The organism is Chitinophaga pendula (assembly GCF_020386615.1).
GTDB classification, from domain to species: domain Bacteria; phylum Bacteroidota; class Bacteroidia; order Chitinophagales; family Chitinophagaceae; genus Chitinophaga; species Chitinophaga pendula.
This window is the reverse complement of the sequence record NZ_CP077769.1, coordinates 4,435,585-4,460,706: the sequence shown is the minus strand read 5'-3', so window position 1 is coordinate 4,460,706 and position 25,122 is coordinate 4,435,585. Positions and strand designations below refer to the sequence as shown.

The window sequence follows — 25,122 nt, the reverse complement described above, 5'->3', positions numbered from 1 at the left end:
CGGAACTATAATCCGCTGAGTCCTGATAGCAGCATCAGGAGATAATGCAGGAGTGCAGAGAACATCATCATCCCATCCAATACAAAATAAAACAGGTAATCTGTAGGGCGCTGCTGCGCTCTTCTGGTAAGTAATGCGGTGACAAGTACAGCCAACCATAGCGTGATAACTGCGACAGAAGTAGTATAAGACCATAATGCCGCTGCAGCTATCACCGCAATGAGTAAGGATGCATAATAAACCTTGTCCAGATTGGCTTTACTGAGGTAGGTAATGAGGCTACGGATACCTTCTTTCCGGTCCGATTCGATATCACGTAGGTCAAATAATATACAGATGGCGTAAATAAGAAAAAAGCGGTGCAGGTTGAGGTATACGACCTGGGGGGGGATAGGATTGCCCGCAATAAATACAGGCAACAACGTTGTAACATATGTCCAGACCGCTGTCAGGAACAGGGTTTTGCCAATGGCGACCTTACGGAGCCACATAAACACTTTCTGCGGCACTTTAGGCGCAGAATAAAGAAAAGTAAGAATGATAGCGCCGCTGAGAGGTAGCCAGTGTGCACGTAATAACCAGAAATAGTAGGCAGCACCAATTAGACCAGCAAAAAACAATATCAGTTGCAAGCGGCGGTACTTCCGGCCCCATATCATGCGGGGAGCCTCAGAGGGTCCGGTGGTCAGGTACCAGTGGAAATTATAACTGCAGAGTGTGGCGAAAAAAACGAAGGTGTAAAAGGTAGCTACGTCATAGCGAAGGCCTAAAATGCGGTTTGTTTGCCAGATCATCATCAACGCACAGGTGGCGATGAAGATGGATGTAAAAAGCAGGAAATGGTAAATGGCCCGCATAATATAAATCTGATGTACAGCCGGCATAGGAGATCAATGCTATACCCTATACCGGCTGCGACAGCACTATGCTGTGCTGAAATGCTTATAATGGAATATTACCGTGTTTCTTTCTCGGCATATTGACAACCTTATTCTCCAGCATTTTGAATCCCTTGATCAGTTTGATCCTCGCCTGGTCAGGTACAATCACCTCGTCTATATATCCTTTCTCCGCAGCCAGGTAAGGATTGGCGAACCGCTCGGTATAATCAGCTACCAATTCGTTCATCCGGGCTTCAGGGTCAGCAGCCGCATCTATCTCTTTTTTGAAGATGATCTCTACAGCTCCTTTAGCACCCATTACCGCAATTTCTGCCTGTGGAAATGCAAAGTTAAGATCTGCACCGATATGTTTCGAATTCATTACACAGTAAGCACCGCCATATGCCTTGCGGGTCGTAAGCGTGATCTTTGGTACTGTTGCTTCACATAATGCATACAATAATTTGGCGCCATTGGTAATGATACCATTCCATTCCTGGTCAGTACCGGGCAAAAATCCAGGTACATCTACCAAGACCAGTAAGGGAATATTGAAAGCATCACAGAACCGAGTGAACCGGGCTCCCTTAACAGAAGCATGTATATCCAATACCCCTGCCAGATGTGCCGGCTGATTTGCAACGATGCCAATACTGCGACCTGCTATCCGGGCAAAACCTACTATAATGTTTTCTGCAAAATCTTTATGTACTTCAAAGAAGCTCTCCTCATCAGTAAGTGCTGCAATCACCTCTTTCATGTCGTACGGCTGATTAGGATTAACAGGGATCAGGTCATTCAATACTTCCCGGGCTTCCTGTCCTCCCTCATAAGGATACACAGGCGCACCTTCTTCACAGTTCTGGGGAACGTAGCTAAGCAACTGCTTGATATGTTGAATGCAGGCGACCTCATTGGCACAGCTGAAATGCGTAACACCGCTTTTGCTGGCATGCGTTTGTGCACCGCCCAATTCCTCGGCAGTTACTTCCTCATGCGTAACGGTCTTTACCACATTCGGTCCCGTAACGAACATATAGGAAGTTTGTTCTACCATCATAATGAAGTCGGTAATAGCCGGAGAATACACCGCTCCGCCGGCGCAAGGTCCCATAATGGCAGATATCTGCGGTATCACACCCGATGCCCGGGTATTACGGTAAAAGATATCCGCATAACCACCCAGGCTCACAACCCCTTCTTGTATACGGGCACCCCCGCTATCATTAAGGCCAACAAGCGGCGCGCCATTCTGCATCGCCAGGTCCATTACCTTGCAGATCTTTCGTGCATGCGGTTCAGAAAGACTGCCCCCATAGACCGTAAAATCCTGCGAGAAAACATATATCAGTCGGCCATTAACAGTACCATAACCGGTGACCACACCATCTCCCAGGAATTGTTCCTGGTCAATGGTCAACCCTTTATTACGGTTGGCCACCAACATATCCAACTCCTCAAAAGAACCTTCATCCAGCAACAGTTGCAGCCGCTCACGAGCTGTTAGTTTGCCTTTCTTATGCTGTGAAGCAATGCGTATTTCTCCCCCGCCTAACTTGGCTTGGGCTATCATGGACTGCAATTGTGCTATTTTATTCATAAGCTCAATATATGAAGGTTAAAGCTAAAAAATAAAAAGGATTCCCGCTAAAGCGAAGGAATCCTTTTTGTATAATATGGTCAGGAGAAATTAATTACGTATAGGCAACTTCGGTGTCACAATGGTATCACTGATATTACCCGCATTATCATTTATATATAAACGGTAGTTCACACTGTCCCACGGGCCACCGGTATAGGCAACATCCAGATCAGTACGGGCAAGCGTCATCTGGATCTCCGCATCAAGTCGGGTACCCTTGCTGGCTTCCAGTTTGGGCATCTGCCGCGGCTCAAAAGGAACCGTATCCTTCAGTGTCTTGGACTTAAGTATGATTTGAAAATAGATATTCTGCTCTACATCCCCATCCCCATCCTTTACATTGATGTACATGATCATCCCCGGTATCTGCTTGTTTATCTCACTGGTCGAATAACTGAGAAAGGTAAGCGCCGGTTTACTGCTCAACTTATCTTTCTTACAGGATAATGATGCCAAACCTATTACCAACGATAAAAGGAGTAATTTCTTCATATATACAAACCTACATTAATTTAAGAAATATACAAACTCAGGTACACGTTACGGCCTTGCGGGATCCCCCCGGTCGCTTCAGACCATATCGCTCTGTACAAGAACGCTGGCATAGGTACGTTTGTTACTTTTTCAGGTTAAATTTCCCCTTCTCCCTAACTTTGCGTGTTTGCCTTTTAGAAATAGCTTTAAATGAGACCGATGAGTGAAGCATCCCTGGAACAATTTTATACCCTCCAATCTGGAGAACTGGAACCAGCAGCACTGGAACTATTTGATTATCAATATCAAAACAATGAGCTGTACCGCGCCTATGTGGATGCCCTGAAAATAAAACCAGCTACCGTAACCAATATAACCGCCATTCCCTTCCTGCCTATCCAGTTTTTTAAAACCCATCGCATAGTCTGCGGCAACTTCGAACCGGAACTCATATTTGAAAGCAGCGGCACCACACAAACGGTCAACAGCCGCCACCTGGTTAAAAAGGCCGCCCTCTACACCAACAGTTTCATGACGGCCTTCGAACAGTTTTACGGACCCATATCAGATTATGTCATCCTGGGACTGCTACCTTCCTACCTGGAACGCCAGCATTCTTCCCTCGTCTGTATGGTACAGGAACTGATCGGGAGAAGCAACCATGCCGACAGCGGCTTTTACCTGTATGAGCACGACAAACTGGCCGAACGCCTGCAAGCCCTCGAAGCACAGCAGCAGAAAGTATTACTGATAGGTGTCACCTTTGGCCTGCTCGATTTTGCAGAAAAATATACACTAACACTCCCCAATACCATTGTAATGGAGACGGGAGGGATGAAAGGTCGCCGGGAAGAATGGACGCGCGAGCAGGTACATGCCTTCCTGCAACAACAACTGGGTGTACCTACCATCCATGCAGAATACGGAATGACAGAGCTACTCTCCCAGGCATATGCCTGCGAACAGGGACGTTTCCGCACACCCGACTGGATGAAAGTCCTCGTAAGAGATGAAAATGATCCGTTCCAGCTGTATACACAAAAGGCGGCAGGCGTCATCAACGTGATCGACCTCGCCAACGTATATTCCTGCGCGTTCATTGCCACAGAAGACATCGGCCGCCTGCACTCCGATGGCAGCTTCGAAGTACTGGGCCGGTTGGACAACTCTGCCCTGCGTGGTTGTAGCCTCATGGTCAGTTAACTTTAAGGAAAGCTACTTAACTGATTACATTTTATTGTAATTTACCGCCCCGAAAACAATCGCTATGAAAACGCCTATACTGTTTGTAATATGGCTGGCGCTTGCCGCGCCCGTACATGCCCAGTTTTTTAAGAAAATATCCGATAAAGTAAAAGGGATCACATCCCGGAAGGAAGATCCCGACAGAAGAGAGGAACCAACATTACCAGAGCAGGAAACCACTAAGTCCGCTGCCAAACGCTCTGCTCTCACCATTGGTGGAGATGAAACTGTCAGCATAGATTCAAGCTACGAATTTGATGTAGCCGTATACCAGGAATCCGTCGCTTACCAGGCTAACCAGCAAGTAGTAGATGGTGGTGAACAGATCGTCATCTATTACAGTAATACCAAACCGCAGACATGTATACAACTGAATAGCAAAGCTACCGGCGCCCGCTATCATTTCTATGTGGACTTTGCCAACGAGTCGCAATTGAGTATAACCGCCATGAACCGTATCGGAAGCGGTGACAAAGAGAAACTGGACCTAGAACAAATGGAGCCGGTATATCCGGGTGAAATAGGCTACTTGAGCCAATTGACCCGTACCGGCGCAAAAAAAGTCATCGCAGGTGTAGCCTGTGAAGAATATGTAGCACAGAACAACAGGGAAGGGCTACAGATCGCCAGAACCAGCCATGCGCAGGTAACCGCCCATGTATGGATACCCATGGAAGCGCATACCTTGTTCCATGGATACGGCTTGATGCCCGAAAAATACAAACTGCAGATAGAGCGGATGAGAAGGGAAGGTTCTTACCCTCCGGTGGTATTCCCCTTGGAAATGTACCTGCAATACGGTAACGGCGATCGTATCTATACATATACAACCGACATCATAACCGGGGAAAAGTGGAAGGTAAATATCAGGGACATTATCAAATGATTCCTTAAGGAAGTAAAGTAGCCTTTTGGAGTACCGCTGACAATTCGGTACCGTTAGTAAGTTCCTCCATATAAGGAAAACTCTTGTGATCCATCCCGAACTTACTCATCAGGTAAATATCCAGATCTTCTGAAGACTTACGCTGATTGACAAAATCACGCAGGAAAAACAGAAAACTCTGCCGCTCTTTCTCTAATACAAGCAGGATAGCAATCTTCTCTTTCAATTCATCACCAATATTCACGCGAAAGATATCCAATATACGTTGGTACTTGTCTGCATGCAACTGCTGATAGAACTTGGGTAGAAAGTCCAGACAAAAATATTCAACGGCAATGTTATCAAATATGCCTGCTGTGGTCTCACCAGCATCCATATTATGCCAGGTCGCCCAATGAAGTAACTCCTGAACAGTGAGATGACCTGCTACGTACTCTTCCAGGTGATGTAATAAACCTTCGCGGGTAGGCGTAGTATCTTCTGCGTGAGACAGATGGGTAACGATATCAAAATAAAAATGCTCATTCATCTCCCTTGCTGCATCACTGAGCTGATGGGTGATGTCCGTTTCTTCTTCATCGGGTTCACTGTCGAGTGGGATAACGCCCGCGGTTACGGCCACGATCTCCTGACTGGTTTTACGACCTTGCAGATAATCCTTGATTAGTGTAATGAAATACGTAGATGTTACTGATGGCATTTCATTCTTCATGATATAGATTTTTTCTCTTAAAATAGACGGTCGCGATATTACAGTATTGAACGGCATCAGCAGTTCGCCCCCTTGTTGTCATTATGCGAAACAGTTCTCAAAGAATAGCGATTCAATTCTGTGATTTCAATGCCTGTGTCCTACGTATGCTGCGAATGTAGCGAAAAACGGGTAAAACAACATAAAATTCAGTTGCAACATCCATATGGGTTACTTGTTACGAACAACCCGTACCGTTACTGGGCGACACCTAATATCAGCCGCTGTGCAGCCGCCTGCGCAAAAAAAGCAGCGGTAGCTTGTTTAATGTCTTCATTGGCAGGTATCTGCAATAATTCGCAGGTCCTGGAAATAAGCCCCGCCTGCTCCATAGGAGCGGATGCCAGTGATTCCAACATATGTACAAAAGCCGGAGATAGATCGTTGAATAAGATCTCCCCACTCTCCGGATGCCGGTGAAGACACAGAAAATAATGCCCCTCATCCTCAGCTGTGATCGTAGCAGCCTGCTTAAGATGCACCGGGTAAGTAAAATACTGTAAATGATGTTCCGGGTTGATTACCAATGCTTCCGATCCTAAATCGCCGGCCTTAAAAACAGCTGGTATATCCTCCATCATATATAATTCCACCTCTAGCCACTCAAACAGCAACAATTCGCTTAAAAAAGGATATTGCCGATGCAGTGGACTGTCATATCCCTGGTACCACTCATAAAACTCCCTGGGCATATACCATACCTGGGGGGACTGGCAGCCGTGTTCACTGAAAAACGCCTGTACCAGCTCATCCCATTCCTCTGTCTCCAGCAGCTGGAACGTCAACGGGTAAGACGATTGCAAACTATCATCTACCACATTGTAAACCAACCGCCTGTAATGATGCACATGCTGCTCCCGCACACCAGGGATAGCGGAGTACTCTCCCGTACGGCAATAAGTAGCCAGGGAGGATTGCTGCTGTTTGGTATGATCACGCAACAGCATAAGCAGCAGGTTTTAACGCAGCAGACTTGATGGCCTGTAACCGCTCCATCTCCGTTTGCAACAGGTGTAACGCCGGAATATTAAAATCCCGCTCCAGCAAAACAGGCACATCCCTTCCCAATTGCTCCATCGCGTGACCAAATAATTCGTACACCGGGTCAATAATAGCCTCGCCATGTGTATCTATGATCAGGTCGGGGGATACCTGCTCATGTCCCGCCATATGTATGTAAGCTACCCTTTCCAATGGTAACTGATCTATAAACTGACGGGCATCATATTGATGATTGAATGCATTCACATAGATATTGTTGACATCAAGTAATAAGTCACAATCTGCCTCCTGCAGTATCGCATTAATAAATTGCAACTCGCTCATCTCCGGCGCTACCGGCGTATAATAACTGACAATCTCAATCGCCATCTTCCGTTCCAATACCTCCTGCACGGTCCGTATCCTGGCAGCAACATGTTTCACGGCATCACCGGTAAAAGGAATGGGTAGCAGATCATACAAATGTGCATTGTCACATTTGGAATAACTAAGGTGTTCAGAATATAACTGTGCATTGGTCTCTTGAAGGAACTGTTTGATCTTGCGTAAAAAATCAATATCCAGTTCATCCGGACTTCCGATAGACAGGCTAAGTCCGTGCGTAAAAAGTGGATAGCGCTCCAACGCACGCCTCAACTGTTTTTTCCAATATCCTCCAATACCTATCCAGTTCTCCGGCGCTACTTCTATAAAAGCAGGATGGAGTACAGGGTTTTCCAGCATCTCTGTCGCAAAATCTTTTCTGAAACCAATACCTACCATAACAATTAGTTTTTTACAACACCACATTATGCAAAAACACCGGTAGGAAAGCCGGTACGACTTCCTACCGGATGAGTAAGAAATTTAGCAAATAGCCAGATGGTGAGTTATGGCTTCTCTGCTTTCGTAGAGTCTTTCTTATTTCCTTTTTTCTTCTTGCCACCACATTTGCCTTCGCCACATTTACCCTCTCCGCACTTACCTTCTTTACCTTTTACTTTTGCAGAATCCTTTTTCTCGCCGCATTTCAGCTCAAGTGCTCTGCTGGTACTTGCTTTTTCTTCCAGCAGATTAGTACGTACTGTAGCACCGGAACCTAATTCGTTAAAATGAAACGCAGGTGTAGCGCTAACAGGAAGAGTAACAGCTGCTAAGAGTGCGCCGGCCACTAAAGAGCCACTTAACAGACCTTTCTTTTTGTTGTCCATTGTTGTAAGTTTAATAGTGAAGTTTATTTATTAGTGAATGGTGAACTAGATCGACTCAGATCGGGAATCGGATAGCGTAACGTTATGCATTCTATCTACGATGCAATTATACTGCCTGGATTTGGTACCAAAATTTCTTTTTCCCTAAAAGGTTGTTAAATAACATATAGTCTCGATAACTACATCAGGAAAAATAGGTACCACACCTGCTACATAACATTATCCACATAGTATGCCATTTGACCTCTCCCGACGCTAATTCTTTCGCCTTCCCGGGGGGCATTTTATGGGGGAAAAGGTGTAAATTGTACTTTTGACAATATTGTTAAAAGTCATAATAATAACCTACAGCCTTATACGGTCCTGATGATGTTGATCCTGGTGTTATGATTTGATTAAGCGCAAATTGTTGATAATCTGGCAGATAGTAATGCTGTGGCTAGCTTGTCCTGGGTGATTCGGATAGAAAATTGACCGGATAGGCAATTTGCCTGAGCCTGCTGTCAAAATATTAGTTACATCGCTCTTGATCCGGCATTACCGGAGAATAAACTGTTACGTCAAAAACAATTACAGGGAATACAACAACCAAAGCTGTCTATAAACAACACTACATTGCGCTAAATGTTCTCGCAGTCGGAAACTATCACCTAATACCACGCTACTTATGCAACAACTTGCTGTACCCCCTAAGGCAAGAATACATACCATAGATATCCTGCGGGGTATCATCATGGTGATCATGGCACTGGACCACGTCCGGGATTTTTTTCACATAGATGCCTTCCAGCATGATCCTGTCGATCCTGCCACCACCACACCCATCCTGTTCTTCACACGTTGGATCACCCACTTTTGTGCGCCCATCTTTGTGCTGCTCTCAGGCACCGCGGCCTTCCTCGCCGGTCAGCGCAGATCCCCGGGAGAGCAACAACGTTTGCTGTTGTCTCGCGGACTATGGTTACTGGTCGTAGAAATCACTATCATTAACTTCAGCCTCACCATTAACCCCGCCTTCCATCTCATCATCTTACAGGTACTATGGGCGATCGGCTTTAGCATGATCTTGCTGTCCCTAATGGTGAAACTACAGTGGCAGGTTATATTGCTGATCGGTATATTGATCACCGGAAGCCATAACCTCCTGGATGCCGGCGAAGCGATAAGCAAAGGCCAGGTAGGTCCCTTCTGGATATTTTTACACCGGCAGGCCGTTGTGCCCCTGAACAGCCATCTTACTATTTTCTACCTCTATCCCATTCTACCCTGGACAGGGATTATGTTTATAGGTTACGCCCTGGGGCGCTTATATATCGCCGAAGTAACACCCGTTCAAAGAAAACGGCTACTGCTGCTTACAGGTATGGCAATGATCCTGCTGTTTGTGATCATACGATGGGCCAATAAGTATGGAGACCCTCAGCCGTGGAGTATACAAGCTACCTCCTGGCGTACTTTTCTTTCCTTTCTGAACATCAGTAAATACCCACCTTCGTTATCATATACCTGTGTTACAATAGGCACAGGACTCCTAATATTGGCTGCCCTGGAAGGCAAAGCAGGCAAGTGGCTGGAGATAGCTCGAACATACGGAGCAGTGCCTTTTTTCTACTACGTCGCACATTTTTACCTGATCCGGATATTGTCCGTCATCTATTTTTTTATAGCAGGCTATGGCGTAAAAGACATCCCCGGCCCCATGTTTTTCTTCCGTCCGCCTACCGGAGGGCTATCCTTATTCGGGGTATACCTCATATGGATCACGGTTGTAGTAACGCTTTACCTTCCTTGCCGGTGGTTCGCAGCCTACAAACGTACTCATCGTCAGTGGTGGCTCAGCTATGTGTAGTTTTGTCAACTAAGTGGGGAAACACAGGGACAGCTTTATGAGCACGTCCAGTTCTACTACGCTTCTCCTGCGGGGATATGTTTATGCAGGTGCTGCAATTCCAGTATGGTCGTTTTGCCGTTGTGACTTTCCCGGTACATCGGCACGAACTTCCGCCCGTGTTTGATCTCACCATAAGTATAAGAGGTTCGCTGCGCCACGAAGTTGGAATACACGTCGTTAAATCCTCTTAGCATGACATACAACTCTACATCTGCCTGCTGCATGTCTTCTTCCGTTAAGCCGAGTAGCGGACTGTTCTCGTCTATTGGATGTACCACCGTCCAGCTCATAGGGAGGTTTTGTAGGTGCTTACGCTCCAGCGTTAACTCGTAAAATTTATACACCGCCTCTCCGTTTTCCTGCACCTGCAATCCCAGGTTCACCGTTATTGACAGATCACTTAACGTATGGTTCTCCTTATAACAGGCCAATCGGAACTTAAGCCCCTGTCCGCCTTTATACGGACCAATGATCGCATGGTCGCTGAACACCAGGTGTGCCCTGGGTTTGGAAAACCGGCCATATATAAGGCCCGTAGCGATAGCAAAAGAAAGAAACCCACTCATCGCTTCTATCGCCGCCACAAAATTGGCGCCGTCACCAACCGGGTTTACACGTCCGTAACCTACCGTAGTAAAGGTCTCCGTACTGAAAAAGTATAACTCCTTAAATCGCTCCCATCCGTTATGAGCAATAATCCCCTGTAATTGCTGCGCGCCCAGCACGAGATAAACACCGGTATATACCAGGTTGATCACCAGGAAAAAAAGTAATAAAGCCGCAATAAACTGCCAGCCGGGTAAACTCAGTAACATATGATAAACACTGAACCGCTCGAAGAAAGGATACCCTTCCCGGCGCAGATTGTAAGTGCCATCCCGGTTGATAAAACGGCCCCCATAGCCCTCGGCATTTACGCCGAAACCGGTATCATTGTTTTGTTTTGAAAATGGATTGATGCGCGAGATCAACGGCATAATGAGTAAGATTTATTCCCTGCCTTAAGGGAATATAAATGTATAAAATATATGCATCACCACATCAGTATACACTGCAATACCCATATCCGGATTGTATGTTACCTTTAAAGGTAGTTGAAGAACATATCACCCAATAAAAAATAAGGAATGAAAGCAGTCGTATTAAACGGAATCGATCAACCCTTAGAACTGGAAGAATTACCCATGCCGGTAGCAGCACCGGGAGAAGCTGTCGTGAAAATCCAGGCAGCAGCCTTTAATAAAAGGGACTGGTGGATACAAAAAGGACAATATGCAGGTTTGAAATTTCCGATCGTATTAGGATCTGATGGCAGTGGCACCGTTCATAGCGTAGGCGATGAGAAAGATAATACCTGGATAGGCAAAGAAGTAGTGATACTGCCTTCCCTGAATTGGGGCAGTAATGAAGCCGTACAACAGAAATCCTTCACCATCCTCGGACTACCGGAAGCAGGTACTTTCGCAGAATATGTAAAGGTGCCGGTACAAAACCTTTTCAATAAACCAGCTCACCTCACCTTCGAACAGGCTGCTGCCTTCCCGCTCTCCGGACTCACCGCCTTCCGGGCACTCTTCGTCAAAGGACAATGGCAGCCGGGAGAAAAAGTGCTGATCTCAGGAGTAGGAGGGGGCGCCGGCTCCTTCGCCCTACAATGGGCCGTGAACGCAGGCGCCGACACTTATGTCACTTCCGGCAGCCGTGAGAAGATCGAACAGGCCATCGCCCTGGGTGCAAAAGGTGGCGTTAACTATCGCGATGCAGACTGGAAAGAGCAACTGGCCAAACAGGCGGGTGCCTTTGATGTCATCATAGACAGCGCACTGGGAGATGGGTTTGAAAACCTGGTCGCATTAGCTGCTCCAGGTGGCAGGATCGTATTTTTCGGTGGCACCGCTGGCAATATTCCTGCTATCAATGGCCGCCCCATCTTCTGGAAACAACTAAGCATCCTCGGTACCACCATGGGCTCCCCCAAAGATTTTCAAGCCATGCTCGATTTTATCGATCAGTATAAAATAATCCCAATAGTAGATGAAGTATTGCCCCTGGCACATGCAGAAGATGCCGTAAGACTACTAGATAACGACTCCTCCCGATTTGGGAAAGTGGTCCTCGAAGTATAACCAATCAAAAGGGCGGTCATTTACTATGACCGCCCTTTTTCTATCTGGTATGCCTATGTTTACGTTAGTTCAGTTTATGAAGCTCTACCTGGTTCGCAGTGGCAAATGTCTCCTTCATCTTCTGCAATTGCGGAATGATGAACTGTGCCGCCCGATCATAATCCGCCTGCAGATCACCACTGAGTTTATCGGCGGGTAAAGACTGAATGTAGCGGATCTGCTGCGTACAATCCTTGATAATCTTGTCAGAAATATCCTTCGCCTTTTCAGTATCTCCGGCCAGGTAGTAAGCGTATGCCGTCTGCATCCCCGCAATATTGTGGAAGTTACCTTGAGAGGTCATCGCATATGGGAAATTAGCTTCAGATATATGCCGGTCCATCGTATCCAATACCTCCTTCGCCTTCGCCTTGTCTCCCTTTTCCGCCAGGTCTATTGCAAGCCGGGTGCAGGTATCACGCAACCGCTGCAACATCACCCGGTTGGGTTCATCAAAGTAAATACCTTTCTTGTCCGCATTGCCAAAAGCAAATTTTTGCATCACCGCTTTGTAGGTTTTCTCCGTATAAATGGGTATCTCCGCCCGTTGTCCATCCGCTGCTGCAGGGATAGCTGCCGGTACCAACCGGAACGTCAATCCCTCGCTTTGCAGATAATTATCTAACCCTAGCCCTTGCACGATAGCGGGCGTGGTCACATAGATAGGCCGTTTCCAGTCATTACTGGCAATGATATCCAGTAACGCCAGCTCATTTTTGAGCAACCCGTCCTTCTTCAACTGGAAGGTCACCGGTGATACGATCCGGTCCTTGTCCGCTACAGATACCACATCCTGCTGCATGACCTGCTGCTTGTCAACAGGTACGAACAATTGCTTGGAGGGGAGGAAGTTCACCTGGTCGCCGCGTGTAGTCGTCAGCTGCATACGTGGATCGTCAGTCCCTACAAACTGTATCACCTCCCGCAGATTATAAGCCTTGTCCTGAGGAAAGATACCGGCGTCATGATAAAGTACATAGTTACGCTGGTCGCTGTTATACTGTGAGGCACTTAACGTCAGTGGTACCGGCGCACTTTGATTGATACGCTGCCGCTGCTGATTGATATACCATTCCGCCGCCAGCAACCCGGAATGAATAATGCGTACATCCGGCCGAACGCCCTCAACCTCCTGTGCATACCACAAGGGATAGGTCTCATTGTCACCAAGGGTGAACAGGATAGCATTCGGCGCACATGATTCCAGGAAACTTTTGGCCGCATCACGGGCAATCACCTTGTTCGAACGGTCATGATCATCCCACTCCTGGGAAGCCATCAGCACAGGCACTGCCAGCATACAAAGTACAGTAGCGACAACAGGAGTATATGCCAGCTTACTCCGCTTTTTCATCCATTGATACACCGCAAGGGTACCCAACCCTATCCAAATCGCAAAGGCATAGAAAGAACCTACATAAGCATAGTCCCTTTCCCGGGGCTGCGCACCGGGCTGATTGATATATAATACAATAGCAACACCGGTAAAGAAAAATAGTAAACCCACAACAAGACTATCGCCGCGATGACCGCGATAATGATAAAGCAAACCAAGTATACCTAAAATGAATGGCAGGAAGAAGAGGGTATTATGTGCTTTGTTATGTAGTAAACTATCAGGCATGGTACTTTGATCCCCATACAACAGGTTGTCAATAAAAGGAATACCGGATATCCAATTACTATCCCGTACATTACCGTTGCCTTGTATGTCATTCTGCTTACCGGCGAAGTTCCAGAAGAAATATCGCAGGTACATAAAGTTCAGCTGATAAGTAAAGAAGTAACGCAGGTTGTCCGCAAATGTAGGCGCCTGCCCCTCTGCAAGTCCCAGCCACTGACGGTAGGCATTGGCATGCCCCTGCTGCGTATCCGAATCCCATACCCTGGGAAACAGCATCATATCTTTATGATCGTACACCGCCTTATACTGATGCCCGGCCAATGCATAATGATCTCCTTCCCTCACATACATAGGCTGGATCTTTTCGTAATCTACCGGTTTCGCAGTAAACGTCTGACCATACACCAACGGGAAATCCCCGTACTGCTCCCGGCCTAGGTAACCTTTAAGCGCCATGGGATTATCCACATTATACATATCCAGCCCCGGATTGGCATTGGAACGTATCAACGTAGTAATATAAGTAGAATAACCGATCAGCAGGAAAGTTGTACAGTACAACGCCAGCCGCACATGGTAATAACGCTTACGATTAGCCCAGCGGAATCCCGCCCATAATACCACCGATATCAATACAATGAACAATACCACCCCGCTGTTGAAAGGGAGATGAAAACTGTTGACCAGCCATACTTCCAGCACACTGGCGATCTTCGCCGGATATTGTATAAGCCCCGTCTGTATAATGCCTGTAATGGCACAACCCACCAGGAAAGCCATGATACCGCCTTTCACGGTAGGCTTATACCGCCTGAAATAATATACCATCACAATAGCAGGAATGGTCAGCAGGTTAAGCAAATGCACACCAATAGACAATCCCATGATGAAGGCGATCAATACCAGCCAGCGGTCCGCAAAGGGTTGATCCGCCTGCTCCTCCCATTTCAGGATCGCCCAGAATACAACAGCCGTGAAAAGAGAAGAAAGTGCATATACCTCTCCCTCCACGGCAGAGAACCAGAAAGAGTCAGAAAAAGTATAAGCCAATGCACCTACCACACCCGCACCCAGGATAGCAATCGTGCGCTCCCCGTCAGGCAACATCCCTTTCGGTAACAACAGTTTACGGGCAAAGTGAGTAATGGTCCAAAAAAGGAAAAGAATAGTAAATCCACTAGCCAGGGCACTCAATATATTCATACCCAACGACACCTGCGACGGGGGTAACCACATGGTGAAAAGCCGCCCTATTAATAAAAATAAAGGAGCGCCGGGAGGATGAGGGATCTGTAACTTCCAGGCAGCAGCAATGAATTCGCCGCAATCCCACAGGCTGGCAGTTGCCTCCATAGTACTGAGATACACCGTACAGGCGATCAGGCACACCCCCCAACCTAGGAGTGTGTTTAACTTATTGAAATTCATATTGCAGGATGTTAATAGCAACAGTAAATCCGGCACTCGCCGGCAGGGAGTTCAACAAGATCACAGATACGTGGACAGCGCATATTCCTTCCCATCCAAAGGAAGTCATTCTACTCTAAAAATTATGTTAAAAGTGGCTAAGCATATCATCCAGTATCTCATGGATGGAGATATCCAGAATAGAGCAATAACGTACAAAAAGGACAAGCTGCAGAGGCGTGCGGCCATTTTCAACCTTACTGACATACGACTTGCTTACATGTAAATGGCTTGCTATAAACTCCTGTTTGATTCCTTTCTCAAGCCGATGATACTGTAAACGCGAGCCTACAAGTTTGAGAAATTTGTTGTTCATACAAATACCTGTTAAGGGTACAACACAAAGGTCTCCGCAGAAACTGCGTCAGCAACGCTGTTGTAACCAGATAGCGATTTTTTAACGTGCACCAAAAAAATAATTCAACAATATTATCGATACGGATAAAATAGTATCGGAATTGGGTAAAAAATGGGTAACAACTATAAGGGCATTTCAACAATGAGTTTTAAAAATCAGTCATAGTCAACTAAAGTAAACGATTTATCCCAGAGATACAAACATGACCGGTCAAAAAATTATTGTAATAGTGGTATTTATTTCACTGAAATGTGTATGCCGTACACAGCATTAGCGCCGCTTATAGTCATATTACTTGTACCGCATTATCCACTAGCATAACTAAGTTTCCCCTAGGGAAACTATTTTTTATCGTATAATTTCATCTTTCGAAAATAATCAGCCAATTTTATATCAGAATACAGTAACCCTACATCCAATAAATACCTGGTACGTAATCGCTTACTTTTTGAAAGACCGCCAAATACCATAGCAACAACACTGGGCTTTTTGAGAAAAACACGACTATGAACAACAACACCCTGATATTTGATCTCGACGGAACCCTCGTAGACACCGCCAATGGTATCACCTTTGCCATCAACCTAGTACTAACAGCCGAAGGCTTGCTGCCTTTACTACGCGAAGAAGTACTACCTTGCATCGGCACCGGCGGAACCGCCCTCGTACAATGCGCCTTGCAAAAAGCAGGCGTAATACCCGAACCGTCATTGGTCCATCACCTGCAGCAGAAATACCTGTCTGCCTATCTCAAAGAACCCCTGCACGATACATACCTCTATCCAAATGTACACGACACATTATCCACATTGAAAGCACAAAACACCTACCTCGCCGTATGCACCAACAAAGCCGGGACCATCGCCCTGCAAATACTGCATGAACTACAACTCTCCCCGTTCTTCAACACCATCATATGCGGTGATACCCTGCCGCAAAAAAAACCACATCCCCTCCCGGTACAACATATCATCCGCGCTAGCACCCGCCCCCCAAAAAATTGCGCGCTGATAGGCGATACCATTAATGATGAACTGGCCGCCCGAAATGCAGGTATCAGCTTCACCTACGCCGCATACGGATACGGAACCCCAGAAGCACTTACCTCATCACCAGATCAATGTATCCTCGCCTTCTCCGAACTCAGTGAGGTCTATTCCAATATCACTTTGTAGCAGACTACAATCGATTGTAAATAAGCGGCCATGCACATGTCAATATCTGGGAATTTTAATTGGAAAAATATCATCCTCCTGATGATAAGCCAGGCCATATTCATGATAGGCACCGGCACCATTATCGCCACCTCTCCTATCATCGGCAAATCCCTGGCAAACAACGCCTCCCTGGCTACATTACCGATCTCCTTTCAATACCTGGCCACCATGCTCGTACTGATACCAGTAGCCGTATTGATCAGGAAATATGGTTATGCAAACGCCTTCGCAACAGGAGCATTGTTAGGTGCCATAGGAATGGCCCTGAGCGCACTATCGATCATTATCAACAGCTTCACCCTCTTTACAGCTTGTAAAACCTTCATCGGCGGCCACAACGCTGTCTCCCAATACTACCGCTTCGCCGCCGCCGAAAGCGTTTCCCCCGCACATAAAACCACCGCCATATCACTCACCTTACTGGGTGGCATCATCGCCGCCTTCTGTGGCCCTTCCCTCGCACAAGCCACCGCACAACTCACACAACAACCTTTTACCGCCACCTTCATCCTCCTCACAGGCCTCACACTGATCACCGCCTTTATCATCAGATATCTTCAAATACCACAGCAGCCAGATCAGAGCTCCACAGCAGCAAAAAGACCTTATAGTATCATTATTAAACAACCGGCATTCCTGATCGCCGTTACCTGCTCCGCAGTCGGATACGGCGTCATGAACTACCTAATGGTTATGGCCCCGCTGGTATTGGATGCACAACGCTGCTCGTTTGCCGTAGCCGCCAATGTCCTCCAATGGCACCTCGTAGCCATGTTTTTACCTTCCTTGTTCACCGGCTGGCTGAGTAAAGTATTCGGCCTCTCTACCCTTACCATGACAGGAGCCATATTGCTCATACTATCTATACTCACCAATCTCCAAATGCCGGGACTCCACTACTTCACAGGGTCCTATATACTCCTGGGCGTAGGCTGGAATTTTCTTTATGTGGGAGGCTCCGCACTACTCACTACCACCTACAGACCGGCAGAACGCGAAAGCATACAGGCTATCCACGATACGATCGTATACGTCGTCATCGCATTATCATCCCTGCTCGCAGGTACCACATTCTATAAATACGGTTGGCGTACCATCAACTGGACCGTATTGCCATTGCCGTTCATCGCACTGTTTGCCACCCTCTGGTACACCTTGTATCAGCATCGGAAAAAATAGATACTTCGGTCAATATTATTAATGGCATTGCTCCTTTACCAGTCATGGTAAAGAATATCCACAACAAATGGATAAAGCCCTTCTATTGCCATAACCGCCAATAAATAAGTATAAACCTGTCTGGAAAAACAAATGTTAACTCGAAAACTTTTAATCATTATGGACGCAGATGAACTCTTTGGAAGTGACCAATACGCTTCCCGGATATCAAATGGACATCGCATACTGGACACCTGCAGCCGCGATGAGATGAGGCTGTACGATCAGCATACCTTCGATAAGCAGGCCATTCGGCTACCTTACCAGGTATGGATAGAAAATGTGATCGCTTCGATACGCCAGTCTACCAATGATACCCTCTCTACAAGATTGCTGGCACTGATAAAAAGGACGCGTAAAAGCCTATCCTTGTACAATGCCAAACATGCTGGCCCCGCTGAGCTGATCACCGAATTTTTCTTCGACAAGATTTTCTTTAATGTGAAAGAAGCGCATTTTAGCAAACAGCTGATGCATCATAAAATTCGCTCTCTGCTGCAACAAAAGAAACCACTGTCATTATGCCTGCCGCTATTCAGCTGGAAACCCATATCCCCCGTGAAGAATGCCGGATACCTGCCCGACTTCGCAGAAATAGCCTCCCTTGCAAGATGTTATAAAGTAGCACATATCCTCTCAGAGATCTACCCGCATGAAGTAAACTTTAATATCTATGCAGATGGCTCTAAATATCGGCGCGCTTGCTTCACACCTCACTATATGGTGGCCGGCTATCAAAAAGGAATGCACTACTGGAACCAACAACTGGGTACCTCCCACCTGGTCAATATCATCGACTACGAATCAGCCGTATTAAACGCGATAGGGCAGCAAAAAGTAGAAGAACGTACAGGCATGTATCGCAACAGGTTCCGGGAACTGACAGATAAATACACCGAACACTTCGATCCTTATAACATAATGGATAGCATAGAACATGTCCGCCTGATCGACAGCACAGGCGAACAGATCGCTTTTACATTATTAGCCATCCTTTCTATCGTCTACTACAAACATGAAACACTCGCATTACCCTTGCTGAAAAGAGACGATACAGCCAGCCAGTTCTATCTTTTCTATCTCCAATCCATCGCAAAGGATATCAGGATCATCACCGATAGCCAGATACCACCGCAAGTAGATGGCGACTATCGTACCCATTTCAGCGATATCATGATCGACATGCGCACACAGGCCTGGTTTGCCGCACTGAAATATGTAGCCACTTCCATTACAGATCGCCGCCTTGAAATGTGGAAAAAAATAGATCCCGATCAGGTGAAACTAACCATCCATGGTAAAGCTGGAGAGATCAAGTTCATCACCACCAACAGCGCTTGCATGACCCTCACCGCACAACATACTGTCGGTGGCATCAGAAAAAAAGAAGAACACATCAAAGCCGATTTTGTCTATCGCATAGAAAGGGAATCAAAAGGAGAACGTCCCGTAATGCTGGATGGAATGGGTGGCATACTGCCTCCGGATAGCCCGCTAATGCAAATGCACGCATTAAGACAACCCATCTGTTACCTGGATCAGTCAGTCAGCGTCTATGAATTATTACACAATTATCTGGACCTCGATTAAAAAGTAACCGCATGCAATACAAGGAAAAATTTGATGGATTGTGGGAAGTATTGAACCAGATCGATACCATCCCCAACTATGAAACACAATCGCCGGTCATCATCAGCACAGAAGAGCTGAATAAGGTGATCACACAATGGAAGATCAATATGGCCGAACAGGCTCGCCTGTTGGCCAAAAGAGCCCGGCAACAGCTGGAACTCATGAACGCCTTACCATCATATGAATTCTCCGCTGATAAACAGCGACTCCGGGCCGCCGCTTGTGCAGAGATATTTCGTCATCCCGCTATCTCCAAAAATGCAAGCTACCTCGATAGCACCAGCCTGCGCGAACAGATCTGGCAGTGCCAGCAGCAACAGGGCAAACTGGTGTTCGAACTGGGCTGGGGACAACCCAAAAAAGACGCCGGCCTACTCAAAGCATCCGGCCCATTCCCGGATATAGCAGAGATGTTCGCCTTGGCAAGGCTAGGCGTCATACTACAGGCCATACAACTGATCTATGAAGAAGTACCGGTAGAATGCCATATCATCACAGGTGGCACCAGGTTTTTTGAATCAGTCTTCACCCGCTCATATATCGACGATACCTATAATCAGCAGCGTAAATTAATAACAGCCGCATTGGGCCTGGAGCAACACATTTGCTTCTCCGATATCACCAGGTATCACAGCCGCGAATATATCCGCGAGCAACTGCAGCACCGCATGCAACAACATCCGCCCGCCCCCCAGGACGTCGATGCCATATTCCGTATGGTGTTATTCAGTATTGATTGGCATCACCTGCTGGGAATACAATGCAACGCCATGACAACCGCCCCGCATGACCTGCCCGTACCCGAGGCCGCCAAACAATGGTTACGATCACTCCCCGATGAATCCAAAAAGCAATGGCTACGGCAACTATTGGCATCTATTGCAAACCCGGACATACAAGAGCCTGTACAAACAGCAGAATGTCCCCCTGCCGTATGGTTAGAGACCCGGCAATGGATGACCGCAGTAGCCAGAATATCCGCTGCCAAACACCTGCTGTTAGGACTGGGAGAGGTAGCCGGCCGTACTAACACTACAGGATACGCCGAAGCATGCATAATACCGCTCTCCGTTATCGAAAAAGAACACAAACCAGACATCCCCGCCTTACTACTGCTTGGTAAAAGATATGCCAACACAATGCCCCAACATGTAGTGGGCATATTAGAGGAATATGGTATGACCTGCGAAAATGGACTGGATTTTAAACCTTATCTCACCAGCGTAACATCCTGCCGACCGGTATTTTTACAGCCGGATGGCAATGAGCAACAAGCCCTTTTCCAACCCCTCGTTACCCACAATCAGCCACTCCTGCTTATCGGAAATAGCAACAAAGAAGTAGTCAGCGCCCTCTCCGGCATAGCTTTCCTGACAAACATCTCCTTACTCAAATAACAAAGATTCCACCTGCTGAAAAGGGGGCCAGGCTTTGACCTGCCCCTTTTTTTGTCGCCCCTTCTCCGCCCAAAAGCCTCTCAGCTTGTCACACTCTCAGAATAGCCCTACCTTTGTACCTTATTTTTTAAGTAGTGATATGACTTTTCGCGACCTGAACCTGAATACGCCATTGCTGAATGCACTCGATGAACTGGGATTCATCGAGCCTACTCCTATACAACAAAAAGTGTTCTCCGTAACCATGTCCGGAAGGGACGTCTGTGGTATCGCACAGACCGGTACAGGGAAAACTTTTGCTTATCTGTTGCCCTCTCTGCGCCAGCTAAAGTATTCGAAGGAGAAACCACCGCAGATGCTCATCATCGTACCCACCCGCGAACTGGTAGTACAGGTAGTAGATGCCATCAAATCACTTACCACCTACATGACCCTCCGCGTATCCGGTGTATACGGTGGCGTAAATATGAAACCGCAAATGGCCGCCATGCTGGAAGGACTGGATATACTAGTAGCCACCCCCGGCCGCCTGTACGACCTGGTGCTGAGCGGATCGCTCAAACTCAAAAACGTAAAACGCCTCGTCATAGATGAAGTCGATGAAATGCTTAACCTCGGATTCCGTCCCCAGTTGATGAATATCCTCGACCTGCTCCCCACACGCAGGCAAAACCTGCTCTTCTCCGCCACCATCACAGAAGAAGTAGAACAACTTATAGAACAATATTTTAACAACCCGGAAAGGATCGAAGCCGCACGCGCCGGTACCCCCCTGGAAAATATCTCCCAGGTGGCCTACCTCGTACCCAACTTCAATACCAAGGTCAATCTCTTGCACCTGCTGCTTAATACAGACCAGGACATGACCAAAGTGCTGATCTTTACCGCCACCAAACAGCTGGCCGACCAACTCTTCGAACAACTGGAAACCCGGTTCCCGGAAAAAGTAGGCGTCATCCACTCCAATAAAGAACAAAAACGCCGCTTCGAAACCATTCAGCAATTCCAGGCAGGCAACTATCAAATGATCATCGCCACCGACGTAATCGCCAGAGGTATAGATGTCGCCGAAGTCTCCCATGTTATCAATTTCGATATCCCGGAAGTACCGGAAAACTATATCCACCGCATCGGCCGTACAGGTAGAGCAGACCGCAAAGGGATCGCCGTCACCCTCGTCACCGAACGCGAAACAGAACAGCTGGAAGCCATCGAGGCCCTCATGAACTATCAGATACCGCAAGCACCCCTGCCGGCCAACCTGGAAATATCTACCGTCCTCACAGAAGACGAAATTCCCAAAGTGGCCATGCGCAATACCCTCATCAAACCAGTATCCAGAGAAGGTGCCGGCGCCGCCTTCCACGAAAAACTGGCCAAGAACAAAAAGGTCAATCGTAAGGTCAGCCACGCCGATAAAATGAAATTGAAATACGGTAAACCAAAAACCAGGGGAGCAAAACGGAAATAATTCTTAATGCATTAATAATCAATGAAATTATTGCCCTTTGCCGGTATTCGGCAAAGGGCTTTTCCTATACCTCAGGTCCACCTTTCCTGTATCATTCCTATAACTCTCCTATACCTCAGGTCCACCTTTCCCACCCCAGAGATATACGCGCAGGACGATAGGAAAAATATAACAGTTTTGGTAAATGTATCTAGGTACCTTCAAATAGCATAAAAAGGGAGCCAATAAAAGTAGCTATGTCGACCTGGTGGATATTCGCGAACTGAAAAATTATGAAAGCGGAAATGTGAAGTTTAAACTAACTTTAAATACCGGACGCTATTTCCTGAATAATAAAACATGGGGTGGCCTCATCGGTGCCCGGTTCGAATGCGGCTACGAAGGATATACTTTCAATGGCTTCAGCAACTCCGATAGTAGCTCCCGCCCCAGTAAATTCCACCTAAACGGATTTAATGGCGACCTCCGGTACCTCCGGACGCATAAAGCCGTATAACAAGGATAAACCTACTCATTCACTGTAAAAATGATCCGGACGGAGATCGCCATGATCAACTTCATATACAGGAATATGAGCCAAAATTTAAAGAGATCAAAGAATGAAAAACCTGTTCTTAGTATTCACCATTCTACTGGCCTGTAACCAACCGGGTAAAACAGTGGTCACAGACAGCCCGATAACGCCATTATCCATACCCGATACAACCGCCCAAATGGCGCCCGTCAGCGAAGTGCTTACCATCGAACAGGGAGACATCTCCGCCGCTGAATTCGAAAAATACAGATCCACCTATAAAAATATTTTTGATAATAATGCCGGGTCATTCGCAGCAGTCAATGGCGTCACCACCATCCCGCTGACAAATGGAAGTGCCTCCTTCAAAAACAACGAGGGTACCCCTCACGACGAAGACAGGCTCGCTTACCGCTACCTGGGTGCCATCCCCGCACTAAGTAAATACCTCATAGAAGGAAAAGGCTACGAATACCGCTTCTACCTGCTACTCGATAAAAACTCCGGCGCTCAAGACACCATCAACGGTATTCCCTTCATTACACCAGATAAAAAATGGTTCGTCTCCTACGCCGCCAATCCCAACGATGAACCAACACCCACTTCCGAAGTGACCATATACGCTGTTGCACCGGGCGCCATCGCCAAAGCCTGGCAAAAGACCTTCAAACAACTGGTCAAAGAGGTCTGCTGGAAAGACAATAATACCGCCTATCTCAAACTCATCCCCAGCGAAGAGAAGGCCTCCGCACCGGGCTATATCCGCCTCACCATCGCTAACGGCAATACCCCCGCCACCGCCGTCAGCCCATCCTGGTATGGCAACTATGAACTGGTACTCGGCAAAGGAAAAGAAGAACAATGGCAAATTCAATTGCAGGTCACAAAAGAGGGCGCAGTATTCAGCGAAACCGGCTTACAGGTATTCAATCAATACGCCCTCTCCACCAGCCAGGACAATGGCTCCCTGTCCCTCACTTTTAACAAGGCGCTCGAAGGCGGCAGCACCATCCTGCGAAAAGAAGACCACTTCGGACATCTCGAAGCAGCCGGCGACCACTTCGCATTCAAATGTCCCTACCTCGATATCCGCACAAACAACAACAACAACAACACTTATCAGCTCATAAAGAAATAGAAAATAAAGAAGCGTATACCCGGCAAGGTATACGCTTCTTCAATTCATTAACAGCATCCGATGCTGAGTGCTGATTACATACTAAATTTGTATGCTGGTCGGCGGACAGATAAAGCAGCGGGTCAGTTTAGTTGGATCAGTAGTAGTAGCGAAAATACCCGCTAATCCACCACCTGATTTCATATTACTCAGATTAGCTACTTTGATTTTCTTTAATTGCAGTTTGCTTGCGTTTTCCTTTTTCATGATAGATGGTTATGATGGTTAGATAAATGCCATGAATGTAGAATGCAGACTACGCTTCGAAAATAGTAACCGGACAGATGAAACAACGGGTCTTCCTCGTAGGGTCCGTAGTAAGGGTAGTGATAGGGCCAACACCTGCTTTCGTATTGCTCAGATTAGCCACTTTAACTTTCTTTAACTGCAGTTTGCTCAATGTTTCTTTTTTCATGATAGGAGGGTTATGAAGGTTAAACAAATACCATCAAGGTAGACAGAATATTTTAATACAGACATCACCGGAAAGGTGGATTTTTATCACGCACAATCCAACACAACCCAATGAAAAAAAGCGCATACCCTTAGGTATATACTTCTTAAATGCCTTGATCGCATAAAGGGATGAATACGAATTACAAACTTACAGGCCCGATAGTGAAAGTCTCCTCATTTTTCGCAGTCGCAGTTTTCCGGTACTTTCCTCCTTCATACAAAGAAAATTTTAAGGGTGGCAGAAAATAAGGAACAATTACAGCTCGATCACTGTTCCAAAACAGACAAAACAACGGGTCTGATTGGTCGGATGTGTCGGGTTAGTAGTAGTCACCTCCAATAAACCCTTGATAGGTTGCTGGCTCAGGTTAGCCACTTTGATTTTAGTCAGTTGCAGTTTGCTCGATTTTTCCTTTTTCATAATGAGAGGTTATTAATGGTAAACAATACCCGTTAAATTACAG

24 protein-coding genes are annotated in these 25,122 nt (G+C 46.7%); 11 read left to right on the top strand and 13 right to left on the bottom strand.

Going from position 1 to position 25,122, the window contains the following annotated elements:
• Window positions 1-5: 5 nt before the first annotated feature.
• The 3 genes from KTO58_RS15885 to KTO58_RS15875 all read right to left on the bottom strand — a co-directional run bounded on the left by KTO58_RS15885 (window position 6) and on the right by KTO58_RS15875 (window position 3,015).
• Window positions 6-857 carry a UbiA prenyltransferase family protein gene (locus KTO58_RS15885; protein ID WP_157752909.1) on the bottom strand — a complete coding sequence of 284 codons (852 nt, stop codon included), beginning with the start codon at window positions 855-857 and terminating at the stop codon, window positions 6-8.
• Between the two features lie 85 nt (window positions 858-942).
• Window positions 943-2,481 carry an acyl-CoA carboxylase subunit beta gene (locus KTO58_RS15880; protein ID WP_095838428.1) on the bottom strand — a complete coding sequence of 513 codons (1,539 nt, stop codon included), beginning with the start codon at window positions 2,479-2,481 and terminating at the stop codon, window positions 943-945.
• 90 nt (window positions 2,482-2,571) lie between these two features.
• Window positions 2,572-3,015: a hypothetical protein gene (locus KTO58_RS15875; RefSeq protein ID WP_095838429.1), complete on the bottom strand. Its 444-nt coding sequence runs from the start codon at window positions 3,013-3,015 to the stop codon at window positions 2,572-2,574.
• A gap of 201 nt (window positions 3,016-3,216) precedes the next feature.
• Between KTO58_RS15875 and KTO58_RS15870 the strand changes: the two genes are divergently transcribed.
• Complete coding sequence (locus tag KTO58_RS15870; RefSeq protein ID WP_095841542.1) at window positions 3,217-4,200, top strand: LuxE/PaaK family acyltransferase; 984 nt, start codon at window positions 3,217-3,219, stop codon at window positions 4,198-4,200.
• 64 nt (window positions 4,201-4,264) lie between these two features.
• Window positions 4,265-5,128 (top strand): hypothetical protein, encoded by an 864-nt coding sequence (locus tag KTO58_RS15865; protein ID WP_095838430.1) that lies wholly within the window; start codon window positions 4,265-4,267, stop codon window positions 5,126-5,128.
• Between the two features lie 4 nt (window positions 5,129-5,132).
• Here KTO58_RS15865 and KTO58_RS15860 read toward each other — a convergent pair whose 3' ends face one another.
• The 4 genes from KTO58_RS15860 to KTO58_RS15845 form a co-directional block, all read right to left on the bottom strand.
• Window positions 5,133-5,840, bottom strand: coding sequence for a DEAD/DEAH box helicase family protein (locus KTO58_RS15860; protein WP_095838431.1), 708 nt, complete (start codon window positions 5,838-5,840; stop codon window positions 5,133-5,135).
• A gap of 236 nt (window positions 5,841-6,076) precedes the next feature.
• On the bottom strand, window positions 6,077-6,826 hold the full coding sequence (locus tag KTO58_RS15855; RefSeq protein ID WP_095838432.1) for an HvfC/BufC N-terminal domain-containing protein: 750 nt from the start codon (window positions 6,824-6,826) through the stop codon (window positions 6,077-6,079).
• On the bottom strand, window positions 6,813-7,643 hold the full coding sequence (locus KTO58_RS15850) for an HvfB family MNIO-type RiPP peptide maturase (RefSeq protein ID WP_095838433.1): 831 nt from the start codon (window positions 7,641-7,643) through the stop codon (window positions 6,813-6,815). The genes KTO58_RS15855 and KTO58_RS15850 overlap by 14 nt, the downstream gene beginning before the upstream one ends.
• A gap of 107 nt (window positions 7,644-7,750) precedes the next feature.
• A complete protein-coding gene (locus KTO58_RS15845) occupies window positions 7,751-8,071 on the bottom strand; it encodes an HvfA family oxazolone/thioamide-modified RiPP metallophore (protein ID WP_095838434.1) in 321 nt (106 codons plus the stop codon).
• A gap of 667 nt (window positions 8,072-8,738) precedes the next feature.
• Between KTO58_RS15845 and KTO58_RS15840 the strand changes: the two genes are divergently transcribed.
• Window positions 8,739-9,920 carry an acetyltransferase domain-containing protein gene (locus KTO58_RS15840; RefSeq protein WP_095838435.1) on the top strand — a complete coding sequence of 394 codons (1,182 nt, stop codon included), beginning with the start codon at window positions 8,739-8,741 and terminating at the stop codon, window positions 9,918-9,920.
• A gap of 56 nt (window positions 9,921-9,976) precedes the next feature.
• Here the strand turns inward: KTO58_RS15840 and KTO58_RS15835 are convergent, their stop codons facing one another.
• Window positions 9,977-10,939, bottom strand: coding sequence for an ion channel (locus tag KTO58_RS15835; protein WP_095838436.1), 963 nt, complete (start codon window positions 10,937-10,939; stop codon window positions 9,977-9,979).
• A gap of 150 nt (window positions 10,940-11,089) precedes the next feature.
• Here KTO58_RS15835 and KTO58_RS15830 point away from each other — a divergent pair, with 150 nt between their 5' ends.
• Window positions 11,090-12,088: a zinc-binding dehydrogenase gene (locus KTO58_RS15830; RefSeq protein ID WP_095838437.1), complete on the top strand. Its 999-nt coding sequence runs from the start codon at window positions 11,090-11,092 to the stop codon at window positions 12,086-12,088.
• Between the two features lie 64 nt (window positions 12,089-12,152).
• Here KTO58_RS15830 and KTO58_RS15825 read toward each other — a convergent pair whose 3' ends face one another.
• Both KTO58_RS15825 and KTO58_RS28930 read right to left on the bottom strand, forming a co-directional pair.
• Window positions 12,153-15,179 (bottom strand): glycosyltransferase family 117 protein, encoded by a 3,027-nt coding sequence (locus tag KTO58_RS15825; RefSeq protein ID WP_225859782.1) that lies wholly within the window; start codon window positions 15,177-15,179, stop codon window positions 12,153-12,155.
• Between the two features lie 127 nt (window positions 15,180-15,306).
• Window positions 15,307-15,534, bottom strand: a complete 228-nt coding sequence (locus tag KTO58_RS28930; protein ID WP_095838439.1) for a helix-turn-helix domain-containing protein — start codon at window positions 15,532-15,534, stop codon at window positions 15,307-15,309.
• 548 nt (window positions 15,535-16,082) lie between these two features.
• On the opposite strand from KTO58_RS28930, the gene KTO58_RS15815 reads away from it, so the two are divergent.
• The 7 genes from KTO58_RS15815 (at window position 16,083) to KTO58_RS15785 (ending at window position 24,163) form a co-directional block, all read left to right on the top strand.
• Complete coding sequence (locus KTO58_RS15815) at window positions 16,083-16,751, top strand: HAD family hydrolase (RefSeq protein ID WP_095838440.1); 669 nt, start codon at window positions 16,083-16,085, stop codon at window positions 16,749-16,751.
• Between the two features lie 36 nt (window positions 16,752-16,787).
• Window positions 16,788-17,972 carry an MFS transporter gene (locus KTO58_RS15810; protein ID WP_225859781.1) on the top strand — a complete coding sequence of 395 codons (1,185 nt, stop codon included), beginning with the start codon at window positions 16,788-16,790 and terminating at the stop codon, window positions 17,970-17,972.
• Window positions 17,973-18,131: 159 nt separating this feature from the next.
• Window positions 18,132-19,601 carry an L-tyrosine/L-tryptophan isonitrile synthase family protein gene (locus KTO58_RS15805; protein WP_157752910.1) on the top strand — a complete coding sequence of 490 codons (1,470 nt, stop codon included), beginning with the start codon at window positions 18,132-18,134 and terminating at the stop codon, window positions 19,599-19,601.
• An 11-nt stretch (window positions 19,602-19,612) separates the two neighbouring features.
• On the top strand, window positions 19,613-21,040 hold the full coding sequence (locus KTO58_RS15800; protein ID WP_095838443.1) for an L-tyrosine/L-tryptophan isonitrile synthase family protein: 1,428 nt from the start codon (window positions 19,613-19,615) through the stop codon (window positions 21,038-21,040).
• A 139-nt stretch (window positions 21,041-21,179) separates the two neighbouring features.
• Window positions 21,180-22,511 carry a DEAD/DEAH box helicase gene (locus tag KTO58_RS15795; RefSeq protein WP_095838444.1) on the top strand — a complete coding sequence of 444 codons (1,332 nt, stop codon included), beginning with the start codon at window positions 21,180-21,182 and terminating at the stop codon, window positions 22,509-22,511.
• A 286-nt stretch (window positions 22,512-22,797) separates the two neighbouring features.
• The gene (locus KTO58_RS15790) at window positions 22,798-23,007 is read left to right on the top strand and encodes a hypothetical protein (protein ID WP_157752911.1); all 210 of its coding nucleotides are present in this window, start codon (window positions 22,798-22,800) and stop codon (window positions 23,005-23,007) included.
• 103 nt (window positions 23,008-23,110) lie between these two features.
• Complete coding sequence (locus tag KTO58_RS15785) at window positions 23,111-24,163, top strand: hypothetical protein (RefSeq protein WP_095838446.1); 1,053 nt, start codon at window positions 23,111-23,113, stop codon at window positions 24,161-24,163.
• Between the two features lie 81 nt (window positions 24,164-24,244).
• Here the strand turns inward: KTO58_RS15785 and KTO58_RS15780 are convergent, their stop codons facing one another.
• The 3 genes from KTO58_RS15780 to KTO58_RS15770 form a co-directional block, all read right to left on the bottom strand.
• Window positions 24,245-24,409, bottom strand: coding sequence for a hypothetical protein (locus tag KTO58_RS15780; protein ID WP_157752912.1), 165 nt, complete (start codon window positions 24,407-24,409; stop codon window positions 24,245-24,247).
• A 49-nt stretch (window positions 24,410-24,458) separates the two neighbouring features.
• The gene (locus KTO58_RS15775; protein ID WP_157752913.1) at window positions 24,459-24,617 is read right to left on the bottom strand and encodes a hypothetical protein; all 159 of its coding nucleotides are present in this window, start codon (window positions 24,615-24,617) and stop codon (window positions 24,459-24,461) included.
• A gap of 297 nt (window positions 24,618-24,914) precedes the next feature.
• Complete coding sequence (locus tag KTO58_RS15770) at window positions 24,915-25,079, bottom strand: hypothetical protein (protein WP_157752914.1); 165 nt, start codon at window positions 25,077-25,079, stop codon at window positions 24,915-24,917.
• Window positions 25,080-25,122: the final 43 nt, after the last annotated feature.